The sequence below is a fragment of the Streptomyces sp. NPDC037288 genome (genome assembly GCF_055603265.1).
Window position 1 is genome coordinate 131,546 of sequence record NZ_JBVJVY010000013.1, and the last position, 21,118, is coordinate 152,663.

General features: G+C 70.3%; 20 protein-coding genes and 2 pseudogenes. 12 read left to right on the plus strand and 10 right to left on the minus strand.

All coding sequences use genetic code 11. The features are described 5' to 3' along the window. The first annotated feature begins 31 nt into the window (after positions 1-31). The 4 genes from ACZ7GZ_RS17805 (at position 32) to ACZ7GZ_RS17820 (ending at position 4,549) form a co-directional block, all read left to right on the plus strand. Positions 32-754 (plus strand): LPXTG cell wall anchor domain-containing protein, encoded by a 723-nt coding sequence (locus tag ACZ7GZ_RS17805; RefSeq protein WP_471025025.1) that lies wholly within the window; start codon positions 32-34, stop codon positions 752-754. Positions 755-894: 140 nt separating this feature from the next. Next, the gene (locus ACZ7GZ_RS17810) at positions 895-2,178 is read left to right on the plus strand and encodes a COG1470 family protein (RefSeq protein ID WP_471025027.1); all 1,284 of its coding nucleotides are present in this window, start codon (positions 895-897) and stop codon (positions 2,176-2,178) included. Next, positions 2,175-3,278, plus strand: coding sequence for a hypothetical protein (locus ACZ7GZ_RS17815; RefSeq protein ID WP_471025029.1), 1,104 nt, complete (start codon positions 2,175-2,177; stop codon positions 3,276-3,278). The genes ACZ7GZ_RS17810 and ACZ7GZ_RS17815 overlap by 4 nt, the downstream gene beginning before the upstream one ends. Then, positions 3,275-4,549 carry a hypothetical protein gene (locus ACZ7GZ_RS17820; RefSeq protein ID WP_471025031.1) on the plus strand — a complete coding sequence of 425 codons (1,275 nt, stop codon included), beginning with the start codon at positions 3,275-3,277 and terminating at the stop codon, positions 4,547-4,549. Before ACZ7GZ_RS17815 ends, ACZ7GZ_RS17820 begins: the two co-directional genes overlap by 4 nt. Before the next feature lie 64 nt (positions 4,550-4,613). Here ACZ7GZ_RS17820 and ACZ7GZ_RS17825 read toward each other — a convergent pair whose 3' ends face one another. Beyond that, positions 4,614-6,119 carry a peptide MFS transporter gene (locus tag ACZ7GZ_RS17825; protein WP_471025033.1) on the minus strand — a complete coding sequence of 502 codons (1,506 nt, stop codon included), beginning with the start codon at positions 6,117-6,119 and terminating at the stop codon, positions 4,614-4,616. Between the two features lie 528 nt (positions 6,120-6,647). Here ACZ7GZ_RS17825 and ACZ7GZ_RS17830 point away from each other — a divergent pair. Continuing rightward, positions 6,648-7,325 carry a response regulator transcription factor gene (locus tag ACZ7GZ_RS17830; protein ID WP_030653180.1) on the plus strand — a complete coding sequence of 226 codons (678 nt, stop codon included), beginning with the start codon at positions 6,648-6,650 and terminating at the stop codon, positions 7,323-7,325. A 41-nt stretch (positions 7,326-7,366) separates the two neighbouring features. Continuing rightward, positions 7,367-8,638, plus strand: coding sequence for an ATP-binding protein (locus tag ACZ7GZ_RS17835; RefSeq protein WP_471025034.1), 1,272 nt, complete (start codon positions 7,367-7,369; stop codon positions 8,636-8,638). Between the two features lie 18 nt (positions 8,639-8,656). Here ACZ7GZ_RS17835 and ACZ7GZ_RS17840 read toward each other — a convergent pair whose 3' ends face one another. After that, positions 8,657-9,163, minus strand: coding sequence for a GtrA family protein (locus tag ACZ7GZ_RS17840; protein ID WP_471025036.1), 507 nt, complete (start codon positions 9,161-9,163; stop codon positions 8,657-8,659). A gap of 182 nt (positions 9,164-9,345) precedes the next feature. Here ACZ7GZ_RS17840 and ACZ7GZ_RS17845 point away from each other — a divergent pair, with 182 nt between their 5' ends. The 3 genes from ACZ7GZ_RS17845 to ACZ7GZ_RS17855 are packed head-to-tail and all read left to right on the plus strand — an operon-like array spanning position 9,346 to position 12,220. Then, positions 9,346-10,509, plus strand: coding sequence for a 5-(carboxyamino)imidazole ribonucleotide synthase (locus tag ACZ7GZ_RS17845; protein WP_471025037.1), 1,164 nt, complete (start codon positions 9,346-9,348; stop codon positions 10,507-10,509). Then, on the plus strand, positions 10,506-11,027 hold the full coding sequence (purE, locus tag ACZ7GZ_RS17850) for a 5-(carboxyamino)imidazole ribonucleotide mutase (protein WP_471025038.1): 522 nt from the start codon (positions 10,506-10,508) through the stop codon (positions 11,025-11,027). The genes ACZ7GZ_RS17845 and purE overlap by 4 nt, the downstream gene beginning before the upstream one ends. Positions 11,028-11,032: 5 nt before the next feature. Then, the gene (locus ACZ7GZ_RS17855; protein ID WP_471025040.1) at positions 11,033-12,220 is read left to right on the plus strand and encodes a dipeptidase; all 1,188 of its coding nucleotides are present in this window, start codon (positions 11,033-11,035) and stop codon (positions 12,218-12,220) included. On the opposite strand, the gene ACZ7GZ_RS17860 is transcribed toward ACZ7GZ_RS17855, so the two are convergent. After that, positions 12,160-13,299, minus strand: coding sequence for an alkene reductase (locus ACZ7GZ_RS17860; RefSeq protein ID WP_471025041.1), 1,140 nt, complete (start codon positions 13,297-13,299; stop codon positions 12,160-12,162). The genes ACZ7GZ_RS17855 and ACZ7GZ_RS17860 overlap by 61 nt on opposite strands. 60 nt (positions 13,300-13,359) lie before the next feature. On the opposite strand from ACZ7GZ_RS17860, the gene ACZ7GZ_RS17865 reads away from it, so the two are divergent. Continuing rightward, complete coding sequence (locus ACZ7GZ_RS17865) at positions 13,360-13,719, plus strand: MerR family transcriptional regulator (protein WP_471025042.1); 360 nt, start codon at positions 13,360-13,362, stop codon at positions 13,717-13,719. Between the two features lie 19 nt (positions 13,720-13,738). Here the strand turns inward: ACZ7GZ_RS17865 and ACZ7GZ_RS17870 are convergent, their stop codons facing one another. Next, a complete protein-coding gene (locus ACZ7GZ_RS17870) occupies positions 13,739-14,125 on the minus strand; it encodes a VOC family protein (RefSeq protein ID WP_471025044.1) in 387 nt (128 codons plus the stop codon). A gap of 340 nt (positions 14,126-14,465) precedes the next feature. After that, positions 14,466-15,809, minus strand: a complete 1,344-nt coding sequence (locus tag ACZ7GZ_RS17875; RefSeq protein WP_471025045.1) for a UDP-glucose dehydrogenase family protein — start codon at positions 15,807-15,809, stop codon at positions 14,466-14,468. Positions 15,810-15,989: 180 nt separating this feature from the next. Here ACZ7GZ_RS17875 and ACZ7GZ_RS17880 point away from each other — a divergent pair, with 180 nt between their 5' ends. Then, entirely contained in the window at positions 15,990-17,147 is a 1,158-nt protein-coding gene (locus ACZ7GZ_RS17880) for an acyl-CoA dehydrogenase family protein (protein WP_471025046.1), read from the plus strand. Positions 17,148-17,524: 377 nt separating this feature from the next. Here the strand turns inward: ACZ7GZ_RS17880 and ACZ7GZ_RS17885 are convergent. From ACZ7GZ_RS17885 to ACZ7GZ_RS17905, 5 genes and pseudogenes are all read right to left on the minus strand, one after another. Continuing rightward, positions 17,525-17,872 (minus strand): annotated as a pseudogene (locus ACZ7GZ_RS17885) (hypothetical protein); the annotation flags it as partial. An 82-nt stretch (positions 17,873-17,954) separates the two neighbouring features. Then, positions 17,955-18,179: a DUF397 domain-containing protein gene (locus ACZ7GZ_RS17890; protein WP_471025048.1), complete on the minus strand. Its 225-nt coding sequence runs from the start codon at positions 18,177-18,179 to the stop codon at positions 17,955-17,957. A 527-nt stretch (positions 18,180-18,706) separates the two neighbouring features. Then, positions 18,707-19,537, minus strand: coding sequence for a helix-turn-helix domain-containing protein (locus ACZ7GZ_RS17895; protein WP_471025049.1), 831 nt, complete (start codon positions 19,535-19,537; stop codon positions 18,707-18,709). Next, entirely contained in the window at positions 19,534-20,058 is a 525-nt protein-coding gene (locus ACZ7GZ_RS17900) for a DUF6879 family protein (RefSeq protein ID WP_471025050.1), read from the minus strand. The genes ACZ7GZ_RS17895 and ACZ7GZ_RS17900 overlap by 4 nt, the downstream gene beginning before the upstream one ends. Next, a pseudogene (locus ACZ7GZ_RS17905) lies at positions 20,042-20,231 on the minus strand (hypothetical protein). The gene ACZ7GZ_RS17900 and the pseudogene ACZ7GZ_RS17905 overlap by 17 nt, the downstream one beginning before the upstream one ends. A gap of 496 nt (positions 20,232-20,727) precedes the next feature. Between ACZ7GZ_RS17905 and ACZ7GZ_RS17910 the strand changes: the two are divergent. Continuing rightward, on the plus strand, positions 20,728-21,090 hold the full coding sequence (locus tag ACZ7GZ_RS17910; protein ID WP_471025052.1) for a four-helix bundle copper-binding protein: 363 nt from the start codon (positions 20,728-20,730) through the stop codon (positions 21,088-21,090). Positions 21,091-21,118: the final 28 nt, after the last annotated feature.

The following is a 21,118-nucleotide window of genomic DNA, read 5'->3' on the forward strand; positions in this document are numbered from 1 at the left end:
TCTCATCGGGAATGAATGGGGTGGACCGACCGTGTCGTACCCGAAACGAACCGCCGCGCTCGCGTCCGCCGCGGCCCTGGCCGGCTCGGCGGTGCTGCTGTCCGCGCCGGCCGCCCACGCCGGCGTGGTCGACGTCGACTACCGCTGTCAGACCCCGATCGGCGTCAAGAGCGCCGTCTCGCCCATCGACATCACGGGCGTCCGGAGCGGCAGCGGGTACAAGATCACTATGACCTGGCAGAAAGGTGTCTCCTCCAGCCCGGTCGAGCTGGGCAAGGGCGCGATGAGTCCGAGCGCCACCATCAGGCTGGGCGGCGCCGACAGCGGCACGCTTGCGGTCAGCGGGCCCCCGAACGCGGCCGCGATCCCCGCCGACACGCCCATCAGGATCAGCGACTTGAGCGGGACGTACACGCCGAGGAAGACCGGCAAGGTCACCTTCACGCCGGGCAGGCTCGTCATCAAGGCACTCGGTACGACGACGACCTGCACGCCGGCCAACAGCCCCGAACCGGGCCTGACCCTGGACGTCACCGCAGCCGGCGGCTCCTCGTCCTCGTCCTCGTCTTCTTCGTCTTCTTCGTCTTCTTCCTCGTCCCCGGCTTCCGGTGGCTCCTCCTCCGGCGGACAGCTCCCGCAGACCGGCCCCGACGACTCCGCCGTCGCGCTCGGCACCCTCGGCGGCACGGTGCTCCTCACCGGCACGGCGGGCGCGCTCTGGCTGACCCGGCGGGGGCAGACGGTACGGCGTTGATGTGCCGGACCGGCGGTACGGGTCCCGCCCCGCCGAGCGCACCCCTTGCTGAACCCCGCCCTGCCGAGCGCACGCCTCGCTGAACCGAGGCCCACTCAACCCGAGGCCCCACTGCGTCCTGGGCCCCGCTGGAGCCGCCCATGCCGTCCGCCGCCCGCGCCCTGATCCGCCAACGGCGCCTGCCCCGGGCCCGCGCCCTACTCCAGGCCTGCGCCGTCCTGCCCGCGACCCTTTGCCTGTGCGCCGCGCCGGGTGCCGCGCCCCGTCTCCCGGCCGCCGTGGGCTGGTCCGTCGCGCCCGGGGGCGGTGGCCGCCCGTCCTTCTACGCCGAGGGCACGCCCGGGACGGTCCTGCAGGACACGGTGTCCGTCACCAATCCCGGACGGGCGCCGGTCGTCGTACGGCTGTCCGGCACCGGCGTGCGGACCGCGTTCGCCGAGAAGGCCGGGAAAGGGATACGCGTCCCGGCCCGCACTCGCGCCGAGGTGCCCTTCACGGTGACCGTGCCGGTCGGGGCGGCGCCCGGCGACCGCTCCGGTGCCGTCGTCGCACGGGACACCGGGGGTCATACGGCGACCGTCCCGGTCCGGCTGCGCGTGGGCGGCCCCGCGCTCGCCGCGCTGACCGTCGAGCACCTCGCCGTGCGCGCCGACCGCATCACGTACGAGCTGGTCAACCGTGGTACGACCGTCCTCGTGCCGAGGGTCGCCGTGCGTGCGGAGGGCATCCTCGGCCCCGTACTGGACCGTGCACCGCGCACGCTCCCCGTCCGCCTGCGCCCGGGTGCACGCCTGAAGCTCACCGAGCCCTGGCCCGGCCGGCCCGCGCTGGACGCCGTCGACGTACGGCTGACGGTCACGGCCCCGGGGGGAGCCCACGGCACGGCGACCGCGACGGCACACTTCGTGCCGTGGCCGGCGCCGGCGACCACGGGCGGCGCCGTGCTGCTGACCACGGCCGGACTGCTGGCCGCACACCGGCACCGACGCCGTCGGCGGGCCCGCGACTCGGCCCCCGTCGGCCTGCTGCCGAGCGCCCAGACGTCGGACGATCCGGCGGCCGTACCCTCGACACCCGCCCGCCCGACGGCCGGCGGCTCGGCGCCGCCTGGCCCGCGGCTCGACGGCTCGGCGACCGGTGGCCCGGGAGCCGGACTCCTGCCGACTCATGTCCGGTCGCCCGCCCGCCCGGCGCTCGGCGGCCCGCCGGCCGACCACCCGCCGGCCGACCGCTCGGCCGCCGACCAGCCGTCGGCCGGCCAGCCGGCCGCCGGAATCCCGGCGACCGTCCTTCCGGCGGTCGAACACGCGGCAACCGGTGCCCCGATGAGCGGGAGGGGCGGCGGTGTGCCGACCGGTGGGGTGGAGGGCGTCGGCGGGGGCGGTCCTTGTGGTGATGCGTCGGCGGAAGGGGCGGTGAAGTGAGCGGGAACGTACGGGCTCCGCGGCTGTCGGCGTGGGCGGTGGTGCTCGCGCTGTTCGCGGTGTCGTTGTCCGGGCGGGCGGCGGTCGCGGCGGACGGGCCGGTGGTGAAGCTGTCGGTGTCGCAGGGGGGTGCCGGGGGAGCGGTCACCGTGAGCGGCAGCGGCTGGCGGTCGCACACGTTGCTGATGCTGTTGGTGTGCGGGCGGGCCACACCGTCCCGGGGGGTCGTCGGCGGTACCAACTCCTGTGCCAACGGCGACGGCCGCGCCGTGACCACCGACGCCCGGGGCACCTTCAGCCGGAAACTCCCGGTCGCCGAACCGCCCGTGCCCTGCCCCTGTGTGGTGCACGTGGCCACCGTCACCGGCGCCGAGGCGCAGGCGGACGCCGTCCTGCAGGTCGCCGGGCACCCCGTCGCCCCGCTGCCCGCCGAACAGTCCGGGGGCCGGCTGGCGGTTCTGTCCGACACCCGGCTGACCGGATCGAGCGGACCGCTCACCTGGTTCGGGGCGCCTCCGAGCCGCACCCTGGTCTTCACCGTCGGCAACACCGGCACGAGCGCGCTCAGGGACCCCGTCTTCCAGGTCGGCTCCGCGCACGGAGTCTTCGCCCCGCAGTGGGACGACCGGCGGTGGCACGGCACCCTGGCGCCCGGCGGACGCGCCGAGGTCAGGCTGCCGGTCGAGCTGTCCGCCGGGGCGCACGGCGACTACACCGTGTCCCTGAAGTACGACGGCAAGGTCCTCGCCGAACAGCCGTGGGGCGTGGGCCGTCCCTGGGGCGTGACGCTGTTCTGGATCCTGCTCTGCCTGGTGGTCCCGGCCGCGCTGTTCCGCATCGGCATGGCCGTGGTGGACCGGGTACGGCCGAGCCGCCCGGGCGGTTCCCGCGGCAGCGGCCACAGGCTGCCGTCCCGGCCCGTCCTGCGGCTGCCGCTGTCGCCGCCGCGCGCCCGCCCCTCCGAACCGCCCCCCACGAACCCGACCCTGCCGTGGTTCGCCCCGGGTTCCGTCCCGGGCGACCCGGCCGGCCGGCTCTCCGCACCGCACTCCGACAGCCCGTCGAGTCCTACGACTCCCACCACGAAAGGACCCACGTGAGCATCCGAAGGAGAGGTACGGCCGCGGGCGCCGCGCTGGCGCTGAGCGGTGCGGGCGTCCTGCTGGGCCTCGCCGCGAGCCCCGCGCAGGCGGCCGAGGTGTCCTACGCCACCCACTGCGTGCCGCCGGCGGGCATCAGCCCCGTCGACGGCACCACGAAGGTCGAGATCACCGCGCCCGCCACGGCGAAGGTCGGTGACACGGTGGACGTCGTCTGGAAGTTCGTCCAGGCCGCGTCCAAGAACCCCGACATCATCGACCTGCCCGCCAACTCGGTCCAGCCGTCCGGCGTGCTGAAGGCGGCCGGCGCGCAGACCGCCGACCTCGCGATGCAGGGGACGCGCACGAACCCCGCGATCCCCAAGGGCGGCGACATGGTGCTGTCCGACATGAAGGGCAGCCTGAAGCTGACGGCGGCCGGTGCGGTGACGCTGACGCCGGACGTGTACACCGTCAACGCGATGTCGACGGACACCAAGTGCACGCCGAAGGAGACCGTGCAGAAGGCGGCGACGATCCGGGTGACGGGTGGGGGTGGCGGCACGTCGAGCACGACGCCGACGCAGTCGGCCACCGCGACCGGGTCGGCGACCCCGACCCGGTCGAGCACCCCCACGGCCACCGCGACCGGCGGCAGCGGGCAGAGCGACTTCACCGGCAAGGAGGTGCAGATCCCCTACGCCTGCAAGACGCCGATCGGCGACAAGAACGCGACCTCGCCGGTGCAGATCAACGCAAAGAGGAACGGCGGGGACTTCGACCTCACCGTGCAGTTCAAGAAGTCGGTGATGAACAGCCCCGCCGACATCCCGAAGGACTCCGTGAAGCCGTCCATGGAGGTGGTGCTGGGCGGCGCCGACAAGGGCACCGTGCACGTGGAGGGGCCGGCCAACGCCAACCCCGTCAAGTCCGGCGACCCGATCCAAATCCCCGACCTCACCGGCACCTACAGGCCCGGCGCGAGTGGCAGCTCCACGCTGTCCCCGGGTGTCCTGACGGTCAAGGCACTCGGCACGACCACGACGTGCACCCCGACCAGGACGGAGGTCTCGCTCACGCTGGACACGAGCCGGCAGCCGGGCGGCTCGTCCGGAGGTACGTCGACGTCGGGAGGCACCTCCTCGGCCGGCGGCAGCAGCGGCTCCGGCGGTCTCGCCGAGACCGGCGCCGGCGACCACGGCGCCCTGAAGGCACTGGGCCTGGTGGCGGGCACGGCGATCCTCCTGGGCGGCGCGGTCTTCACGTTCCTGCCGGGACGCAGGACACGCTAGGCCCGGACGTACGCAAGAGGGCCACCGCATCCGGGGATGCGGTGGCCCTCTTCGGCGGGTTACGTCAGCGGACGTCGCCCATCAGCTTGTTGACCTTCTTGCGGTACATCCACACCGCCAGACCGGCGATCACGGCGAGCGCCGCCTCCAGGCCGACGTAGCCCATCTTGTCGAGATTGACCCCGCCGATGGCCGGGTTCGACATCAGCGCGGTGAGCGAGTCGCCCGCGGTGACGGCGAGGAACCAGACGCCCATCATCTGGGAGGCGTACTTCGTCGGCGCCATCTTCGTCGTCACGGACAGGCCCACCGGCGACAGCGTCAGCTCACCGATGGTCTGCACGAAGTAGATCGCGACCAGCCACATCGCCGCGGCCTTGTGACCGCCCTCGGCGATCGACAGCGGGGCGAGGAAGACGAAGAAGGACACACCGATCAGCACGAGGCCGGAGGCGAACTTCACGATCGTGCTCGGCTCCTGGCCGCGCCGGTTCAGCCACAGCCACAGCCAGGCGAAGACCGGCGCCAGGGCCATGATCATGACCGGGTTGACCGACTGGTACCAGGAGACCGGGAACTCCCAGCCGAAGATCGAGTTCTTGGCGCTCTTCTCGGCGAACAGCGACAGGGTCGAACCACCCTGGTCGTAGATCATCCAGAAGACCGCGGCGGCGACGAAGAACCAGATGTACGCCCGGACCTTCGACTTCTCGGCCGAGTTCAGGTCCTTGTCGCGCAGCATCCGGGCGATGACCAGGATCGGCACGATCAGACCGATGACGGTGAGCGGGATCAGCGCCCAGTTCAGGGTGAAGTGGCCGGTGCCGCCGACGACGCCGTAGAAGACCGCGGCGACGGCCAGCCAGGTCAGGCCCTTGCGCAGGGTGACGGACTTCTCGTCGGCCGACAGCGGGGTGGGGACCTCGCTGCTCTTCGCGCTCAGGTGACGGCCGCCCAGCAGGTACTGGGCCAGACCCAGCGCCATGCCGAGCGCGGCGATGGCGAAGCCCAGGTGCCAGTTGACGTTCTCACCGACGGTGCCGATGACCAGCGGCGCGACGAAGGCACCGGCGTTGATGCCGATGTAGAAGAGCGTGAAGCCGCCGTCCCGGCGCGGGTCCTCCGGACCCTTGTAGAGGTGGCCGACCATCGTGGAGATGTTGGCCTTCAGCAGGCCCGAACCGATGGCGACGAGACCCAGGCCGACGAAGAAGCTGGCGGCCACGGGCAGTGCGAGGCACAGGTGGCCGAGCATGATGATCAGGCCCGCGACGGCGACCGTCTTGCGGGGGCCGAGGAAGCGGTCCGCGACCCAGCCGCCGGGAAGGGTGAGCAGGTACACGAGCGACACGTACACCGAGTAGATAGCGGTCGCCGTGCCCGCGTTGAGGTGCAGGCCACCCGGGGCCACCAGGTACAGCGGGAGCAGCGCCCTCATGCCGTAGTAGGAGAAACGCTCCCACATCTCGGTCATGAAGAGAGTGGCCAGGCCGCGGGGGTGGCCGAAGAAGGTCTTCTCGGAACCGGGGGTGCCCGGGCGGACCGAGTCCTTCATCAGGCTGGACGCCATGTCGTTCCTTGCTGGTCGGGGCGCGCTGCCGGTGGGGGCGCCCCCGGCCCGAGCGGAGCCGAGGGCTGGGGGAGTTGCGCGCCCGTGGGGGTGCGGCCGGCACCGGCAGGGTCGGTCGTCCACCCCCAACGCCCAGGGGGAGCCCGTTCCCGGATCGCGGAAGCGGCGGACGGCGACCACCGGGATCCACGCCCCGACGCGACGATGCGTCCGGAGCCCGGCCAGAGGTCATTCCTTCAAGGCTGATCTTGATCAGCCCGCACACAAAAGAGACCCTCAGCGTCATGTGCTCGCCAAAGGTCCCCGGTGTACTACAGGCGTTCAGGTCACCATACGGCAGGACACTGCCGGATATGGAAGGACTTGAGACGGGGATCACAGGTGTCGGGGGAACCGCAAACCCGGATTCGAAGGTCTCTCCTACGATCGCATCCCCGGACCAATGGTTCGTACCAGCAGGTACGAAGGTAAGAGTCCGTGGAAGCGATCACACCCCAGCACCGTGTGCGGGCGGTCTACCATCACTGCATGACCCGTGTACTGCTCGCCGAGGACGACGCGTCCATCTCGGAGCCGCTGGCCCGCGCCCTGCGCCGGGAAGGTTACGAGGTCGAGGTGCGCGAGGACGGACCCGCCGCGCTCGACGCCGGAATGCAGGGCGGCGTCGATCTGGTCGTACTGGACCTGGGCCTGCCGGGTATGGACGGCCTGGAGGTCGCCCGCCGGCTGCGGGCCGACGGCCACACCGTGCCGATCCTCATCCTGACCGCGCGGGCCGACGAGGTGGACACCGTCGTCGGCCTGGACGCGGGCGCCGACGACTACGTCACCAAGCCCTTCCGGCTCGCCGAACTGCTCGCCCGGGTGCGGGCGCTGCTCAGGCGCGGTGCCGCCGAGCCGCAGCAGCCGCCGGCCACGCACGGGGTACGGATCGACGTCGAGTCGCACCGGGCCTGGATGGGCGACGAGGAACTGCAGCTCACCGCCAAGGAGTTCGACCTGCTGCGGGTGCTGGTGCGGGACGCCGGCCGGGTCGTCACACGCGACCAGCTGATGCGCGAGGTCTGGGACACCACGTGGTGGTCGTCCACCAAGACCCTGGACATGCACATCTCGTGGCTGCGCAAGAAGCTCGGCGACGACGCGGCGAACCCGCGCTACATCGCCACCGTACGAGGCGTGGGCTTCCGCTTCGAGAAGAGCTGAGCCCCTGCCGGGGGCCCAGCGATCACCCCAGGTAACGGAACATGCGCCGACGTCTCATCCAGTCCACCCTCGCCGTCGTCCTCGTGGTGATCGCCGTCTTCGGCATCTCCCTGGTGATCGTCGAGACCCGGACGATCAGCAACAGCGCCCAGGAGCGGGTGGAGTCCGAGGCGGTGCGGCTGGCCAGCATCGTGGACAGCCGGATCCTCGCCGCCGAGAACGTGAACGCGGACGTGCTGCGCAACCCGGTCAGCAAGGACCAGTACGCGGTGATCCGCATGCCCGGCAGGCCGCCGATAGAGATCGGCACCCAGCCGCGGGGCGACGTCATCAGCGCCTCGCAGACGGGCGAGGAGGGCGAGCAGGTCACCGTGCAGGAGCCCCGCTCCGCGGTGACCCGCGAGGTCGGCCGGACCCTGCTGATCATCGCACTGGTGGCGCTGCTCGCGGTCGTCGCCGCCGTCCTGCTCGCCGTACGGCAGGCCAACCGGCTCGCCTCCCCGCTGACCGACCTCGCCGAGACCGCCGAACGGCTCGGCTCCGGCGACCCGCGCCCCCGGCACAAGCGGTACGGCGTTCCGGAGCTGGACCGGGTCGCCGACGTGCTGGACTCCTCCGCCGAGCGGATCGGGCGCATGCTGACCGCCGAGCGGCGTCTCGCGGCCGACGCCTCCCACCAGCTGCGCACCCCGCTGACCGCGCTGTCCATGCGCCTGGAGGAGATCACCCTCACCGACGACCCGGACACCGTGAAGGAAGAGGCGAACGTCGCACTCACCCAGGTCGAGCGGCTCACGGACGTGGTCGAGCGGCTGCTGACCAACGCCCGCGACCCGCGCACCGGCTCCGCCGTCACCTTCGACCTGGACGAGGTCATCCAGCAGCAGCTCGCCGAGTGGCGGCCCGCCTACCGCAGTGCCGGCCGGGCCGTCGTCAGCTCCGGCAAGCGGCACCTGCAGGCCGTCGGCACGCCGGGAGCGGTCGCCCAGGTGCTGGCGGCGCTGATCGAGAACTCCCTCATGCACGGCGGCGGCACGGTCGCGCTGCGCACCCGGGTCACCGGCAACCAGGCCGTGGTCGAGGTCACCGACGAGGGGCCCGGCGTCCCGGCCGACCTCGGCGCGCGCATCTTCGAGCGGACGATCAGCGGACGGAACTCCACGGGGATCGGCCTGGCCGTCGCCCGCGACCTGGCGGAGGCCGACGGTGGCCGCCTTGAGCTGCTGCAGGCTCAGCCGCCGGTCTTCGGTCTCTTCCTGTCGCGCACACCACCGGCCCGCAGGCCGGAGGAGGACCGGCCGACGGTCCGCTGAGACCGGCTGCGCGTGGGGTCAGAGAACCCGCTGGGACTTCGCCTCGGGCTCGGGGTGGGGCCTCTTCGACTCGGCCACCAGGATCGACTCCGCCTCCTGCGCCGGCTGCACGCGGAACACCCACGTGCGGTACGACCAGAAGCGGAACAGGGTCGCGATACCGATGCCGACGAACTTGAAGACGTTGCTCTGCAGCGGGCTGTCCCAGCCGAACCCGTAGGTCGCCGCGAACAGCACGCCGTTCTCGATCACCAGGCCGATCGCGCTGAAGAACAGGAACAGCGTGAGTTCCTTGGTGCGGCCGCCCTTGTCGCGTTCCCGGTACGTCCAGTAACGGAAACCGACGTAGTTGAACGCGATCGCGACCACCGTCGCGATGATGCTGGCGCGCACCACCGGCAGGTCGGAGACGTGCCGGACCAGGTTGAATACGCCGAGATTGACAAAGATGCCCGCAACGCCGACGGTGCCGAACTTGGCCACCTCGCGTACGAGCCGTTGCAGCCCCGAGGAACGAGGTTCCATGGCTGTGCAGCTCCCGTCGGTAGGTTTCGTCAGCCCAGCCATGCTATCCAGGCGGGCTCACCGATGCCTCCGCACTGGGCCACAGCTCGGAAACAGGTCGGAAAGAGGGCGGAAAGCTACCGGTAAGAGACCGTGAGAGGGACGCGATCCGGCCGCCCCGCCGTGGCCGATACGCTAGGGGTGTGACGTTCCCGGTAGTCGGCATGGTCGGCGGGGGGCAGCTCGCGCGTATGACGCACGAGGCGGGCATCCCGTTGGGCATCAGGTTCAAGCTTCTCAGTGACACCCCTCAGGACTCGGCGGCGCAGGTCGTGAGCGATGTCGTCATCGGCGACTATCGCGACCTGGACACGCTGCGTGAGTTCGCGCGCGGTTGCGATGTGATCACCTTCGATCACGAACATGTACCCACCGAGCACCTCAGGGCCCTGGAGGCGGAGGGCATCCCCGTGCGTCCGGGGCCCGACGCGCTGGTGCACGCCCAGGACAAGGGTGTGATGCGCGCGAAGCTCGACGCGATCGGCATCCCGTGCCCGCGGCACCGGATCGTGGCCGATCCGGAGGACGTGGTGCGGTTCGCGGCGGAGCTGGGCGGGTGGGAGGGAGGTGGCACAGGCGGCTTCCCGGTCGTCCTGAAGACCGTCCGCGGCGGCTACGACGGCAAGGGCGTGTGGGTCGTGGAGACCGCCGAAGAGGCCTCCGACCCGTTCCGGGCCGGCGTCCCGGTCCTGGCCGAGGAGAAGGTCGACTACGTCCGCGAGCTGGCCGCCAACGTCGTACGCTCCCCGCACGGCCAGGCCGTCGCCTACCCCGTGGTGGAGTCACAGCAGGTCAAGGGGGTCTGCGACACGGTCATAGCCCCCGCTCCGGACCTGGATGAGTCCCTCGCGCTGCAGGCCGAGCGGATGGCGCTGACCATCGCCAAGGAGCTGGACGTCGTCGGGCACCTCGCCGTGGAGCTGTTTCAGACCCGCGACGGCCGCATCCTCGTCAACGAGCTGGCGATGCGCCCGCACAACTCCGGCCACTGGACCCAGGACGGCGCGATCACCTCGCAGTTCGCCAACCACGTCCGCGCCGTCCTCGACCTCCCGCTCGGCGACCCGCGCCCGCGCGCCCCGTGGACCGTGATGGTCAACGTCCTCGGCGGCGACTACCCGGACATGTACTCCGCCTACTTGCACTGCATGGCCCGCGACCCCAAGCTCAAGATCCACATGTACGGCAAGGACGTGAAGCCCGGCCGCAAGGTCGGACACGTCAACACCTACGGCGACGACCTGGACGACGTGCTGGAGCGCGCCCGTCACGCAGCCGGCTACCTGAGAGGCACGATCACCGAATGAGCCCTGTTGTTGGCATCGTCATGGGGTCGGACTCCGACTGGCCCGTCATGGAGGCCGCCGCCAAGGCCCTGGACGAGTTCGAGATCGCCTACGAGGTCGACGTCGTCTCCGCGCACCGCATGCCGCGCGAGATGATCACGTACGGCGAGCAGGCCGCCGACCGCGGCCTGAAGGTGATCATCGCCGGGGCCGGGGGCGCCGCCCACCTGCCGGGCATGCTCGCCTCCGTCACCCCGCTGCCGGTCATCGGTGTGCCGGTGCCGCTGAAGTACCTGGACGGCATGGACTCGCTGCTGTCCATCGTGCAGATGCCGGCCGGTGTCCCGGTCGCCACGGTCTCCGTCGCCGGTGCCCGCAACGCCGGTCTCCTCGCGGCCCGCATGCTCGCCGCGCACGACGAGGACCTGCTGCACAGGATGCGCGACTTCCAGCAGGACCTCAACGACCAGGCCACCGAGAAGGGCAAGCGGCTGCGTACCAAGGTCGAGGGTCAGGGCCACTTCGGCTTCGGGAAGTGACGCGGATGACCTCCCTGGACGAGGCCCGCGCGCTGCTGCGTGACTTCCCGGTCGTCGACGGCCACAACGACCTGCCGTGGGCGCTGCGCAAGAAGGCCGGCTACGACCTCGACACGCTCGACATCGCCACCCGCCAGACCGCGCAGCTGCACACGGACCTGCCGCGGCTGCGCGAGGGCGGCGTCGGCGCGCAGTACTGGTCGGTGTACGTGCCCTGCGAGCAGCCGGAACCGGTGGCGGCGACACTCGAGCAGATCGACTGCGTCCGGCAGCTGCTGGCCCGCTACCCGGCGGACCTGGCGCCCGCGCTGACCGCCGGTGACATGGAGGCGGCGCGCCGGGACGGCCGCATCGCCTCGCTGATGGGCGCCGAGGGCGGCCACTCCATCGCCAACTCGCTCGGCACCCTGCGCGGCCTGTACGCGCTCGGGGTGCGCTACATGACGCTCACCCACAACTCGAACGTGGACTGGGCGGACTCCGCGACCGACGAGCCGAAGGCCGGCGGCCTGACCGCCTTCGGCCGCGAGGTCGTCCGCGAGATGAACCGGCTCGGCATGCTGGTCGACCTCTCGCACGTGGCGGCGACGACCATGCGGGACGCCCTGGACGCGACCTGCGCGCCGGTGGTCTTCTCGCACTCCTCCGCCCGCGCGGTGTGCGACCACCCGCGCAACATTCCCGACGACGTGCTGGAGCGGCTGCCGGCCAACGGCGGGGTAGCGATGGTGACGTTCGTGCCGAAGTTCGTGCTCCAGGCGGCCGTGGACTGGACGGCCGCGGCCGACGAGAACCTGCGCGCCCACGGCTTCCACCACCTCGACACCGGCGCCGAGGCGATGAAACTGCACCGCGCCTTCGAGGAGCGCACCCCGCGCCCGGTCGCCACGGTGGCCACGATCGCGGACCACCTGGACCACATGCGCGAGGTGGCCGGCATCGACCACCTGGGCATCGGCGGCGACTACGACGGCACCGCGTTCACCCCGGACGGCCTCAGCGACGTCTCCGGCTACCCGAACCTGCTCGCCGAACTGCTGGACCGCGGCTGGTCCAAGGCCGACCTGGCCAAGCTGACCTGGCAGAACGCGGTGCGGGTGCTGGGCGCGGCCGAGGACGTGGCCCGTGACCTTCAGGCGACCCGGGCGCCGTCCCACGCCACGATCGAGTCACTCGACGACGGCACCGCCTGACCGTCCAGGGCGGGGTAGTCGTTGTAGCCCTCCGCCCCGCCCACGTACATGAAGTACCGGTCCCGGACCGGGTTGAGGGGTGCGCCCAGGCGCAGCCGCTCGACCAGGTCCGGGTTGGCGAGGAACGGCCGGCCGAGCGCCACCAGGTCCGCGCCGGCCGCCAGCATCTCCCGCGTGGCCCGGGTGACGGCCTCGGTGGAGAGGCCGGCCAGGTCCGGGTTGCCGATCAGGAAGCCGGGCCAGTCGGCGCGGATCCGCCGGTACCAGCCGGTGGCCGGGTCGGAGCGCACCAGGTGCAGATAGGCGAGGCCCAGCCCCTTCAGGCGGTCCAGGAGCGCGGCGTACAGACCGTCGGTGTCGTCCTCGCGGACGCCGTTGACGCTGCTCGCGGGGGAGATGCGGCTGCCCACCCGGTCCGCGCCGACCGCGTCGGCCACCGCCTCGGTCACCTCCGCCGCGAACCGCACCCGCCGCCGGGCCGAGCCGCCGTAGCCGTCCGTACGGCGGTTGGTGTTGTCGGCGAGGAACTGGTGCAGCAGCATCCCGTTGGCCGAGTGCACCTCGACGCCCTCGAAGCCCGCCTCGATCGCCCGGCGGGCGGCGGCGGCGAAGTCGGCGACCGTGGTGCGGATGTCGTCCGCCGTCATCTCGCGCGGGACGGCGGCCGGCTGGTGGCCCCTCGGAGTGAAGATCGTCTCCGGCAGCGGGACGGGCGAGGGCGCCACGGGGGTCAGTCCGGTGGTCGCCGGGTGGCTGACCCGGCCGCCGTGCTGGAGCTGGAGGAACATCCGCCCGCCGGCCGCCCGCACCGCGTCGGTGACCTGCCGCCAGCCGTCCGTGTGCCGGTCGGTGTGGATCGCGGTGATGTCCGGGTACGTCTGCCCGGCCGCGTTCGGCGTCGAGCCCTCCGCGACGATCAGTCCGGCGGAGGCGCGCTGGGCGTAGTGGGCGGCCATGAGCGCGGTCGGAGTGCCGTCGGCCTCCGCGCGGTTGCGGGTCAGCGGGGCCATCACCAGGTGGTTCGGGAGGGCGAGCCGGCCGAGGCGGGCCGGGGCCAGGAAGTCCGTTGTCTGCGTCATGCCGGCACGGTAGAACTTGACACTGATGTCAGGTTCAAGCCCTCTTCGAGGAGGCGGCAGATGCGGATCGGCGAACTGGCCCGGCGCACCGGCGTGAGCGAGCGGTCGCTGCGCTACTACGAGACCCAGGGGCTGCTCCTCGCCGAGCGCACCCCCGGCGGCCACCGCGACTACCCCGACGCGGCCGTCGACCGGGTCATCCGCATCCAGGAGCTCTACGCGGCCGGGCTGCACAGCGAGAAGATCCGGCGACTGCTGCCCTGCATGCGCGACCGGGACGGCGGACCCTCCGCGACCGCCACCCCGAAGCTGGTCGCCGACCTCACCGCCGAACGCGACCGCATCGACCGGATGATCGCCGACCTGCGGCGCTCCCGCGAGACCCTGGACGAGGTGATCCGCACGGCCCGCGGGGCCTGAGCGGACCACCCCGAACGCCTCACTCGATCCGGCACAGGCAGAAGGGGTGGCCGGCCGGGTCGGCGTACACCTGGAAGTCCTTCTTGTCGCGGTCCTCCAGGTCCAGCGGCCGGGCGCCCAGCGCGAGCACCCGCTCATGGGCCGCGTCGACCTCCGCCCAGGTCCGGCCGGCGTCGAAGTCGAGGTGGAACTGCTGGCCGTTGCGGTCCGCGCGCGGCCACTCCGGCGGGGTGTGTCCCTCGGCCCGCTGGAAGGCCAGCCGCGGTCCGTCCGGGACCTTCAGCACGACCCAGTCGTCGTCCTCGGCCTGCGGGGTGCCGCCGGCCACCGCCGCGTAGAAGGCGGCCAGCGCATGCGGATCGGGGCAGTCGAGCACGACGGAACGGAATCGGGCGACGGACGCCATGATGTCCTCCTCGGGACGGCTCAGCAGGCGCACGGACGTTTCAGCGGACGCGCCGACGTTTCACAGACGCGCCCACGTTTCAGCAGGCGCGCGCGGACGTTTCAGCAGGCGCGCGCAGAGAACGGGTGCCCCGCCGGGTCGGCGCACACACGAAAGGCCCGCCCGCGATCCTCGCCCCTGCCGACGCCCCCTGTTCCCCCGCTTCCCTCCGCGTTCCCCCGCGCGACATGCGCCGGTACCGGGCGTAGGGGCCGTGACGGACAGGGTCTTGGGGCAGAATGCGGAAAGACGCCGGTTCGGCCGACTGAGCCTCGGCCGAACCGGCGTCACCCGTACGTCCTCAGGCCGTCGGGCGGCCCATCGCCCGGTACGTCCAGCCCGCCCGGCGCCACAGTTCCGGGTCGAGCGTGTTGCGGCCGTCCAGGATCACCCGGTCCGCCGCGACCTCGCCGAGCGCCGCCGGGTCCAGCTCGCGGAACTCCCGCCACTCGGTGAGGTGCAGGACGACATCGGCGCCCCGGACGGCGTCCAGCGCCGTGTCGGCGTACCCGAGGGTGGGGAAGACCCGGCGGGCGTTCTCCATGCCCTTCGGGTCGTACACGGTGACCTGGCCGCCCTGGAGGTGGATCTGACCGGCCACGTTCAGCGCCGGCGAGTCACGGACGTCGTCCGAGTCGGGCTTGAACGTGGCGCCGAGCACCGCCACCCGCTTGCCGAGGAACGAGCCGCCGCCGAGCGCCTCCCGGGTCATCTCCACCATCTGGCCGCGCCGGCGCATGTTGATGGAGTCGATCTCGCGCAGGAAGGTCAGCGCCTGGTCCGCGCCCAGCTCGCCGGCCCGCGCCATGAACGCCCGGATGTCCTTCGGCAGACAGCCGCCGCCGAAGCCGATCCCGGCGCGCAGGAACTTGGCCCCGATCCGGTCGTCGTGCCCGATGGCCTCCGCCAGTTTCGCCACGTCACCGCCCGCGGCCTCGCAGACCTCCGCCATCGCGTTGATGAAGGAGATCTTCGTCGCGAGGAAGGAGTTCGCGGCCGTCTTCACCAGCTCCGCGGTCGGGAAGTCGGTCACGACGAACGGCGTGCCCTCTCCGACCGGCGTCGCGTACACCTCCCGCAGCAGCTTCTCGGCGCGCTCGCTGCGCACGCCCGCCACGATCCGGTCCGGGTGCAGGGTGTCCTGTACGGCGAAGCCCTCGCGCAGGAACTCCGGGTTCCAGGCCAGCTCGGCGTCGCCGCCCGCCGGGGCGTGCTCGGCGAGGTAGCCGGCCAGCCGGTCGGCGGATCCCACCGGCACGGTCGACTTGCCCACGACCAGGGCCGGGCCGTGCAGATGCGGGGCGAGCGAGGAGACCGCGGCCTCGACGTAACTCATGTCGCAGGCGTACTCGCCGTGCTTCTGCGGCGTGTTCACGCACACGAAGTGCACGTCACCGAAGGCGCCGACCTCGGCCCAGTCCGTGGTGAACCGCAGCCGCCCGGTGGACCCCTCGAAGCCCGCCACGTGCTTCCTCAGCAGCTCCTCGAGCCCCGGCTCGTACATGGGGGTCTCGCCGCGCTCCAGCATCGCGATCTTCTCGGGTACGACATCGAGCCCCAGCACCTCGAATCCCAGCTCGGCCATGGCCGCGGCGTGCGTGGCGCCGAGGTAGCCGGTGCCGATCACGGTGATCTTCAGGCTCATGGATGTGCTCCAGATCGGGTACGTCGGTGATGCGGAGCCGAGCATAGTCGGGCCGTGCACCGGGCAATTTCCCCGCTGTCGCCAAGCTCACGTAGGCGTCCCACGGGCCGCCCTCTAAAATTTGAGTTACTTAACGGTAATTAGCGTCAGTATCACTGCGTCTTTGGAGCGTGAGAGACCGTGGCCGGATCGGCTGACTTCGACCTGTACCGCCCGTCCGAGGAGCACGACATGCTCCGGGACGCCGTTCGTTCCCTGGTCGAGGCGAAGATCGCGCCGTTCGCCGCGGCGGTGGACGAGGAGGCCCGCTTCCCGCAGGAGGCCCTCGACGCCCTCGTCGCAGGCGACCTGCACGCGGTACACGTCCCCGAGGAGTACGGCGGCGCCGGCGCCGACGCGCTCGCCACGGTCATCGTGATCGAGGAGGTGGCCCGCGCCTGCGTGTCCTCCTCCCTCATCCCCGCCGTGAACAAGCTGGGCTCCCTCCCGGTGATCCTCTCCGGCGGCGAGGAACTGAAGAAGAAGTACCTGGGCCCGCTCGCCAAGGGCGACGCGATGTTCTCGTACTGCCTCTCCGAGCCGGAGGCGGGCTCGGACGCGGGCGGCATGAAGACCAAGGCGGTCCGCGACGGCGACCACTGGGTCCTCAACGGTGTGAAGCGCTGGATCACCAACGCGGGCGTCTCCGAGTACTACACGGTCATGGCCGTGACCGACCCGGAGAAGCGCACCAAGGGCATCTCCGCCTTCGTCGTCGAGAAGTCCGACCCGGGCGTGTCCTTCGGTGCCCCGGAGAAGAAGCTCGGCATCAAGGGCTCCCCGACCCGCGAGGTCTACTTCGACAACGTCCGCATCCCCGCCGACCGCATGATCGGCGAGGAGGGTACCGGCTTCGCGACCGCGATGAAGACGCTGGACCACACCCGCATCACCATCGCCGCGCAGGCGCTCGGCTGCGCCCAGGGCGCCCTCGACTACGCCAAGGGCTACGTCCAGGAGCGCAAGCAGTTCGGCAAGGCGATCGCCGACTTCCAGGGCATCCAGTTCATGCTCGCCGACATGTCGATGAAGATCTCGGCGGCCCGCGCCCTCACCTACCAGGCCGCCGCCGCCTCCGAGCGCGGCGACGCCGACCTCACCTATCTGGGCGCCGCCGCCAAGTGCTTCGCCTCGGACGTGGCCATGGAGGTCACCACGGACGCCGTCCAGCTCCTCGGCGGCTACGGCTACACCCGCGACTACCCGGTGGAGCGCATGATGCGCGACGCGAAGATCACCCAGATTTACGAGGGCACGAACCAAGTCCAGCGGATCGTGATGGCGAGGAACCTTCCCTAGCAGGGGCAGATGCCGGGCTGAAAACGGCCACTGACCTGCACAAACAACACAGCCCCCGGCATGACGCCGGGGGCTGTTGTCGTATGCGGATCAGGCGACCTCTGATGCCTCCGTCGGGTCGTCGGCGCCGGGCGTCAACATCATTGCGATGGCGGCCCGACCACGCTGCTCGGGTAGAAGTACGACGCGTAGAGGTAGCCAGTCCGCGTCACGTGGGGGAAGAGGAGCCGCCGCTCCGGCTGATGTGCCGTCGAAGCTCGAAGGCGACGTTCGGCGGGAGGGGGACGGTACGCCCTGGCTCGCCTTCATCACGAGCCTTGATGTGCCGACGCTGGATCGCGCCGTTTAGTGAATTGCCCCGCCCTATGAGGTGGGCCCAGTTCTTCGGCAGCAGCATGCACTATCCGGGCCAGGCGCGTGGTGTCGCGGTACCTTTCCGACGCGAACCGAGATGCGTACTCGGCCAGCCGCTCACCGAGCCATGATGCCGCCTTCTTCGCCTCATCCCACGTGCCTCGAACCACTGAAGGGGGCTTGATGAGCCAGTACGCCGTTTCAAGAGGCGGGAGGTCCGACGTGGGGAACTCTAGGGCGACCTCGCGGTAACGCTGGATCAGTTCCGGCTTGCTGCCGGCCGGGGGTGGGTCAGGGTGCGGGGGACGTCGTAGAGCCTCGTTGTCGAAGCGCTCTTTCGGGCCGGTCCATAGATAGCCGTGGTGGTGCACCAGTCGTTCCCGTTCGAGAGGTGCCAGCCGGGCCGGACCCAGGGACGGGGGATGGACCCGGCACGACTGGCGGGAGGGGGGATCAGACGTTCAGGCCGAAGCGCGCCGGGTCGATACCGGCCGCGTCCAGCTCCTCTGTGGTGAACCGCAGAGGCTGCGCGTCCGGCCGCTTGCTGTCACCGAGCGCCCAGAGACCGTCGCCGATCCGGGCCAGTGTCACGCACCCCTCCGTGCAGGGGCCGCCGCACGCCTGGGCGAACGAGGCCCCGCTGATGTCGAGCGCGTACAGGTCGGTTCCGTTCTGCATCACTGCACCTTCCTGCTAACTGATCACGGCCATGGCTGGCCGTCGCCGCCCGAACGGGCGGGAGTCAAAGGGGGAGAGCCGCGCTTCAGCGGTTGGAACGCTTGCCGGACTCGGCGCATCGCGCGCACTCGCACGGCGGCCACGCGGAAGTCACGAGAGGTGCCAGATCATCGCTCGCGGATACTGCCTGCTCGGGCCCCCACGATCGCCCGGAGTCACGGGAAACGCGCATCGTCATCAGCGGCCGGTCAGCGAAGAGACGCTGCGCCGCTCCCTTGCGCGTCACGCGTGTACCTCGGCTTGGTGGCGGCGGAGCTTTACGTTGCCGTCTGAAACCCCGCTGTAGTCCCCTGCGGATCGCGCGTTCTCCCGAGCGACCGACAGCGAGAGGCACGTACGGCATCCAGGCTTAGGGGACGGCTCACTTGTCCCCTCCATCAGGCTGATTGCCGATGCGGTCGACTTCGGCTCGGAAGTTCTCTCTTCGCTCCCCATGACGCCATCTTCGGCTGGCCGGGGGCGCGCCTCTAGGCTGTTTCCTGTTCCCGCAAAAAGTCGTTGCGGATGTCTTCGAGTAGGCCCCGTATTCTGTCCCCCGACAGAGCTACGGCCGCGAACCCATTGAACTTATCTACGTACAGCCCAACGTCTCTCGGGTCCGTAACGACCACTTCAGCGTGCACGGTCTCTATCGTCACCATGTGGTCATCGCGGATAACGAACGCGTGATTGGCGATGTCGTGTTGCTGAATCGCCAGCGGCACCACCCGAACATCCACGTGAGGCAGGCGCGATATGGAGGCGATGCGGTCCAGCTGCGCCGCCATCATCTGCGGTGGGACGATTCTCCACCTCAGCACGGGTTCCGTGATGACGAACTGAAGTGATTTCGTGCTGTCGTACAGAACCGCTTGCCGTTCGAGCCTTCCGTTGATCGTGCGTGTGAGGGCGTCTTCACTCAGGTCGTGCCGTTTCAGAACGGCCCGGATGTACTCCGGGGTTTGGAGCAGGCCGGGGACCAGTGCCGGTTGAAAGAGCCGCAGCGTCGACATCTGGGCTTCCAGGGCCTTGGCGGCTTGCTGCCCCTTGTGGACGCCGATGCGCTTCAGCAGCCGCCACGCTGTCGCTTCGGTCGCGGATGCGCGGGCGGCCTCCGTGTACTCGGCCTTGACTGCATCCGAGACGCCGATGGCGGTCAGGATGCGTTCAACATCCGTGGCGCTCGGTGCGAGCTTGGCATTCTCGATCTTGGACAGCTTGGACGGAGACATGAGGGCGCTGCGGGCCACTGCCTTGGCTTCTTTTCCAGATGCCATTCGCAGCGCTCGCAGCGCGGCCCCCAGCTGTGCTCTGTTCACGCCCCGTACTTGGCCCACCATTCGGTAAATGGCTCCGCGTGGGCGAGTGCCATGTCGCGGTACCTGGTGAACTTTGCCACATGTTCCGGCTCCAGTACTTCCGAGCCCAGGTACTTTCCCGCCTCGTCGTAGTTCATCACGGCCACGGACTCGGAATCGAAGCACCAGAAGTCCGGCACGCCGGCCAGGGGATTGGGTTCCTCGGTGACGTCGAGGATGAAGAACTCTTCACCTCCGGTCATGTTCTTCCGGTAGCCCCACCCGAGTTCGAACAAAAGATAGTCCGTGAGTGGGCGCGACAGAATGTGAACCCGATAGACCCGCTTACCGTTCCCGATATGCGAGCGGAGTTCTTCCACCCACCCGGCGTTGTAGTCCTCCGGCTGCGGCTCCCCGGCCAAGTAGGCGTGATACGCGTCGACGTTCCCGGACTTGCTGTAGTCGTTCAGGATTTCCAGACGGAAAGCCTCACGCTGGAAGGAGTCGAAGAGGTCGCCGAGGGTCTTAGATGAGCTTGTCACGGATGGCCTTCTGGAGCAGTTCCATCGGAATCTCGACCAGGGTTTCATGAGGGAATCTGAAGCCCGTGGTCCGTTGGCGTCTCACCCTGCACCAAGAAGGTGCCGCGATCCGTCGCGTAGATCGTCGGGCAGTCCTTGATGTCGCACGTGCTGACCAGCTTGGTGACCTTCATGGTCCGGGTTCCCCTCCCATGCCGCTGTCAGTGCCTCGCGTCTGGAGTGATGCTCCCGAAGGCCGGGCGTGTGGGTCAAGCGATCACGGTTGACGGAACGGGAAACCGCGTGACGCCCTCCAAGCCTGCTCGTCTGCTGCCGTCTCAGGCTCGGCTTCAAGGCGGCTGGGGTGACCTGCGCAGACTGTTGACGATCATGGGGAAATGCTGGGGAGCCCTCCTCTGAGAGGGCTGTTCATGCAGGTCAGGGCCGTGTGACCTGTAAAGCACCCAGATTTACGAGCACGAACCAGGTTCAGCGGATCGTGATGGCCCGCAACCTGGCGTAACGGCCCGGGAGGGGCCTTTGGATGGCTTCGGAAGGCGCCCTGCGGGGCGCCTTTCCGCTGCCCGGGACGCACCTGCCGACCGGTCGGTCACATGCGGGGCGGGGCGTGGGGACGTAGGACGGAAGCACACGGGACCCGTCCCGGGTCCCCGCCTCCGAGGAGGAGCCATGACCCAGCCCGGAACGATGACGCCCATGACCCAGCAGATGCAGGACTGCGTCAACGCCTGCATGGCCGCGCACACCATGTGCGAGGAGACCATGAGTTCCTGCATGCAGATGGGCGGCCAGGCCCAGATGCAGATCATGCGCGCGCTCATGGACTGTTCCGAGACGACCCGTATGTGCGCCGACATGATGATGCGCCGCTCGCCCATGTCGGGCGAGATGTGCGCGATGTGCGCCAAGGCGTGCGAGATGTGCGCCGAGGCGTGTATGGCGATGCCGGACGACCCGCAGATGATGCGCTGTGCGGAGGCGTGTCGCCGCTCGGCGGAGATGTGCCGCGCCATGGCGGGCGCCAAGATGTGACCCACGCCTGAACGCGGTCGGGGCACCC

Excerpts from the sequence above, each read along its gene's own strand:
- ACZ7GZ_RS17810 (WP_471025027.1), top strand. The coding sequence starts at position 895 with ATGCCGTCCGCCGCCCGCGCCCTGATCCGCCAACGGCGCCTGCCCCGG.
- ACZ7GZ_RS17825 (WP_471025033.1), bottom strand. The coding sequence starts at position 6,119 with ATGGCGTCCAGCCTGATGAAGGACTCGGTCCGCCCGGGCACCCCCGGT.
- ACZ7GZ_RS17830 (WP_030653180.1), top strand. The coding sequence starts at position 6,648 with ATGACCCGTGTACTGCTCGCCGAGGACGACGCGTCCATCTCGGAGCCG.
- ACZ7GZ_RS17835 (WP_471025034.1), top strand. The coding sequence starts at position 7,367 with ATGCGCCGACGTCTCATCCAGTCCACCCTCGCCGTCGTCCTCGTGGTG.
- ACZ7GZ_RS17840 (WP_471025036.1), bottom strand. The coding sequence starts at position 9,163 with ATGGAACCTCGTTCCTCGGGGCTGCAACGGCTCGTACGCGAGGTGGCC.
- purE (WP_471025038.1), top strand. The coding sequence starts at position 10,506 with ATGAGCCCTGTTGTTGGCATCGTCATGGGGTCGGACTCCGACTGGCCC.
- ACZ7GZ_RS17855 (WP_471025040.1), top strand. The coding sequence starts at position 11,033 with ATGACCTCCCTGGACGAGGCCCGCGCGCTGCTGCGTGACTTCCCGGTC.
- ACZ7GZ_RS17860 (WP_471025041.1), bottom strand. The coding sequence starts at position 13,299 with ATGACGCAGACAACGGACTTCCTGGCCCCGGCCCGCCTCGGCCGGCTC.
- ACZ7GZ_RS17865 (WP_471025042.1), top strand. The coding sequence starts at position 13,360 with ATGCGGATCGGCGAACTGGCCCGGCGCACCGGCGTGAGCGAGCGGTCG.
- ACZ7GZ_RS17870 (WP_471025044.1), bottom strand. The coding sequence starts at position 14,125 with ATGGCGTCCGTCGCCCGATTCCGTTCCGTCGTGCTCGACTGCCCCGAT.
- ACZ7GZ_RS17875 (WP_471025045.1), bottom strand. The coding sequence starts at position 15,809 with ATGAGCCTGAAGATCACCGTGATCGGCACCGGCTACCTCGGCGCCACG.
- ACZ7GZ_RS17890 (WP_471025048.1), bottom strand. The coding sequence starts at position 18,179 with ATGCAGAACGGAACCGACCTGTACGCGCTCGACATCAGCGGGGCCTCG.
- ACZ7GZ_RS17910 (WP_471025052.1), top strand. The coding sequence starts at position 20,728 with ATGACCCAGCCCGGAACGATGACGCCCATGACCCAGCAGATGCAGGAC.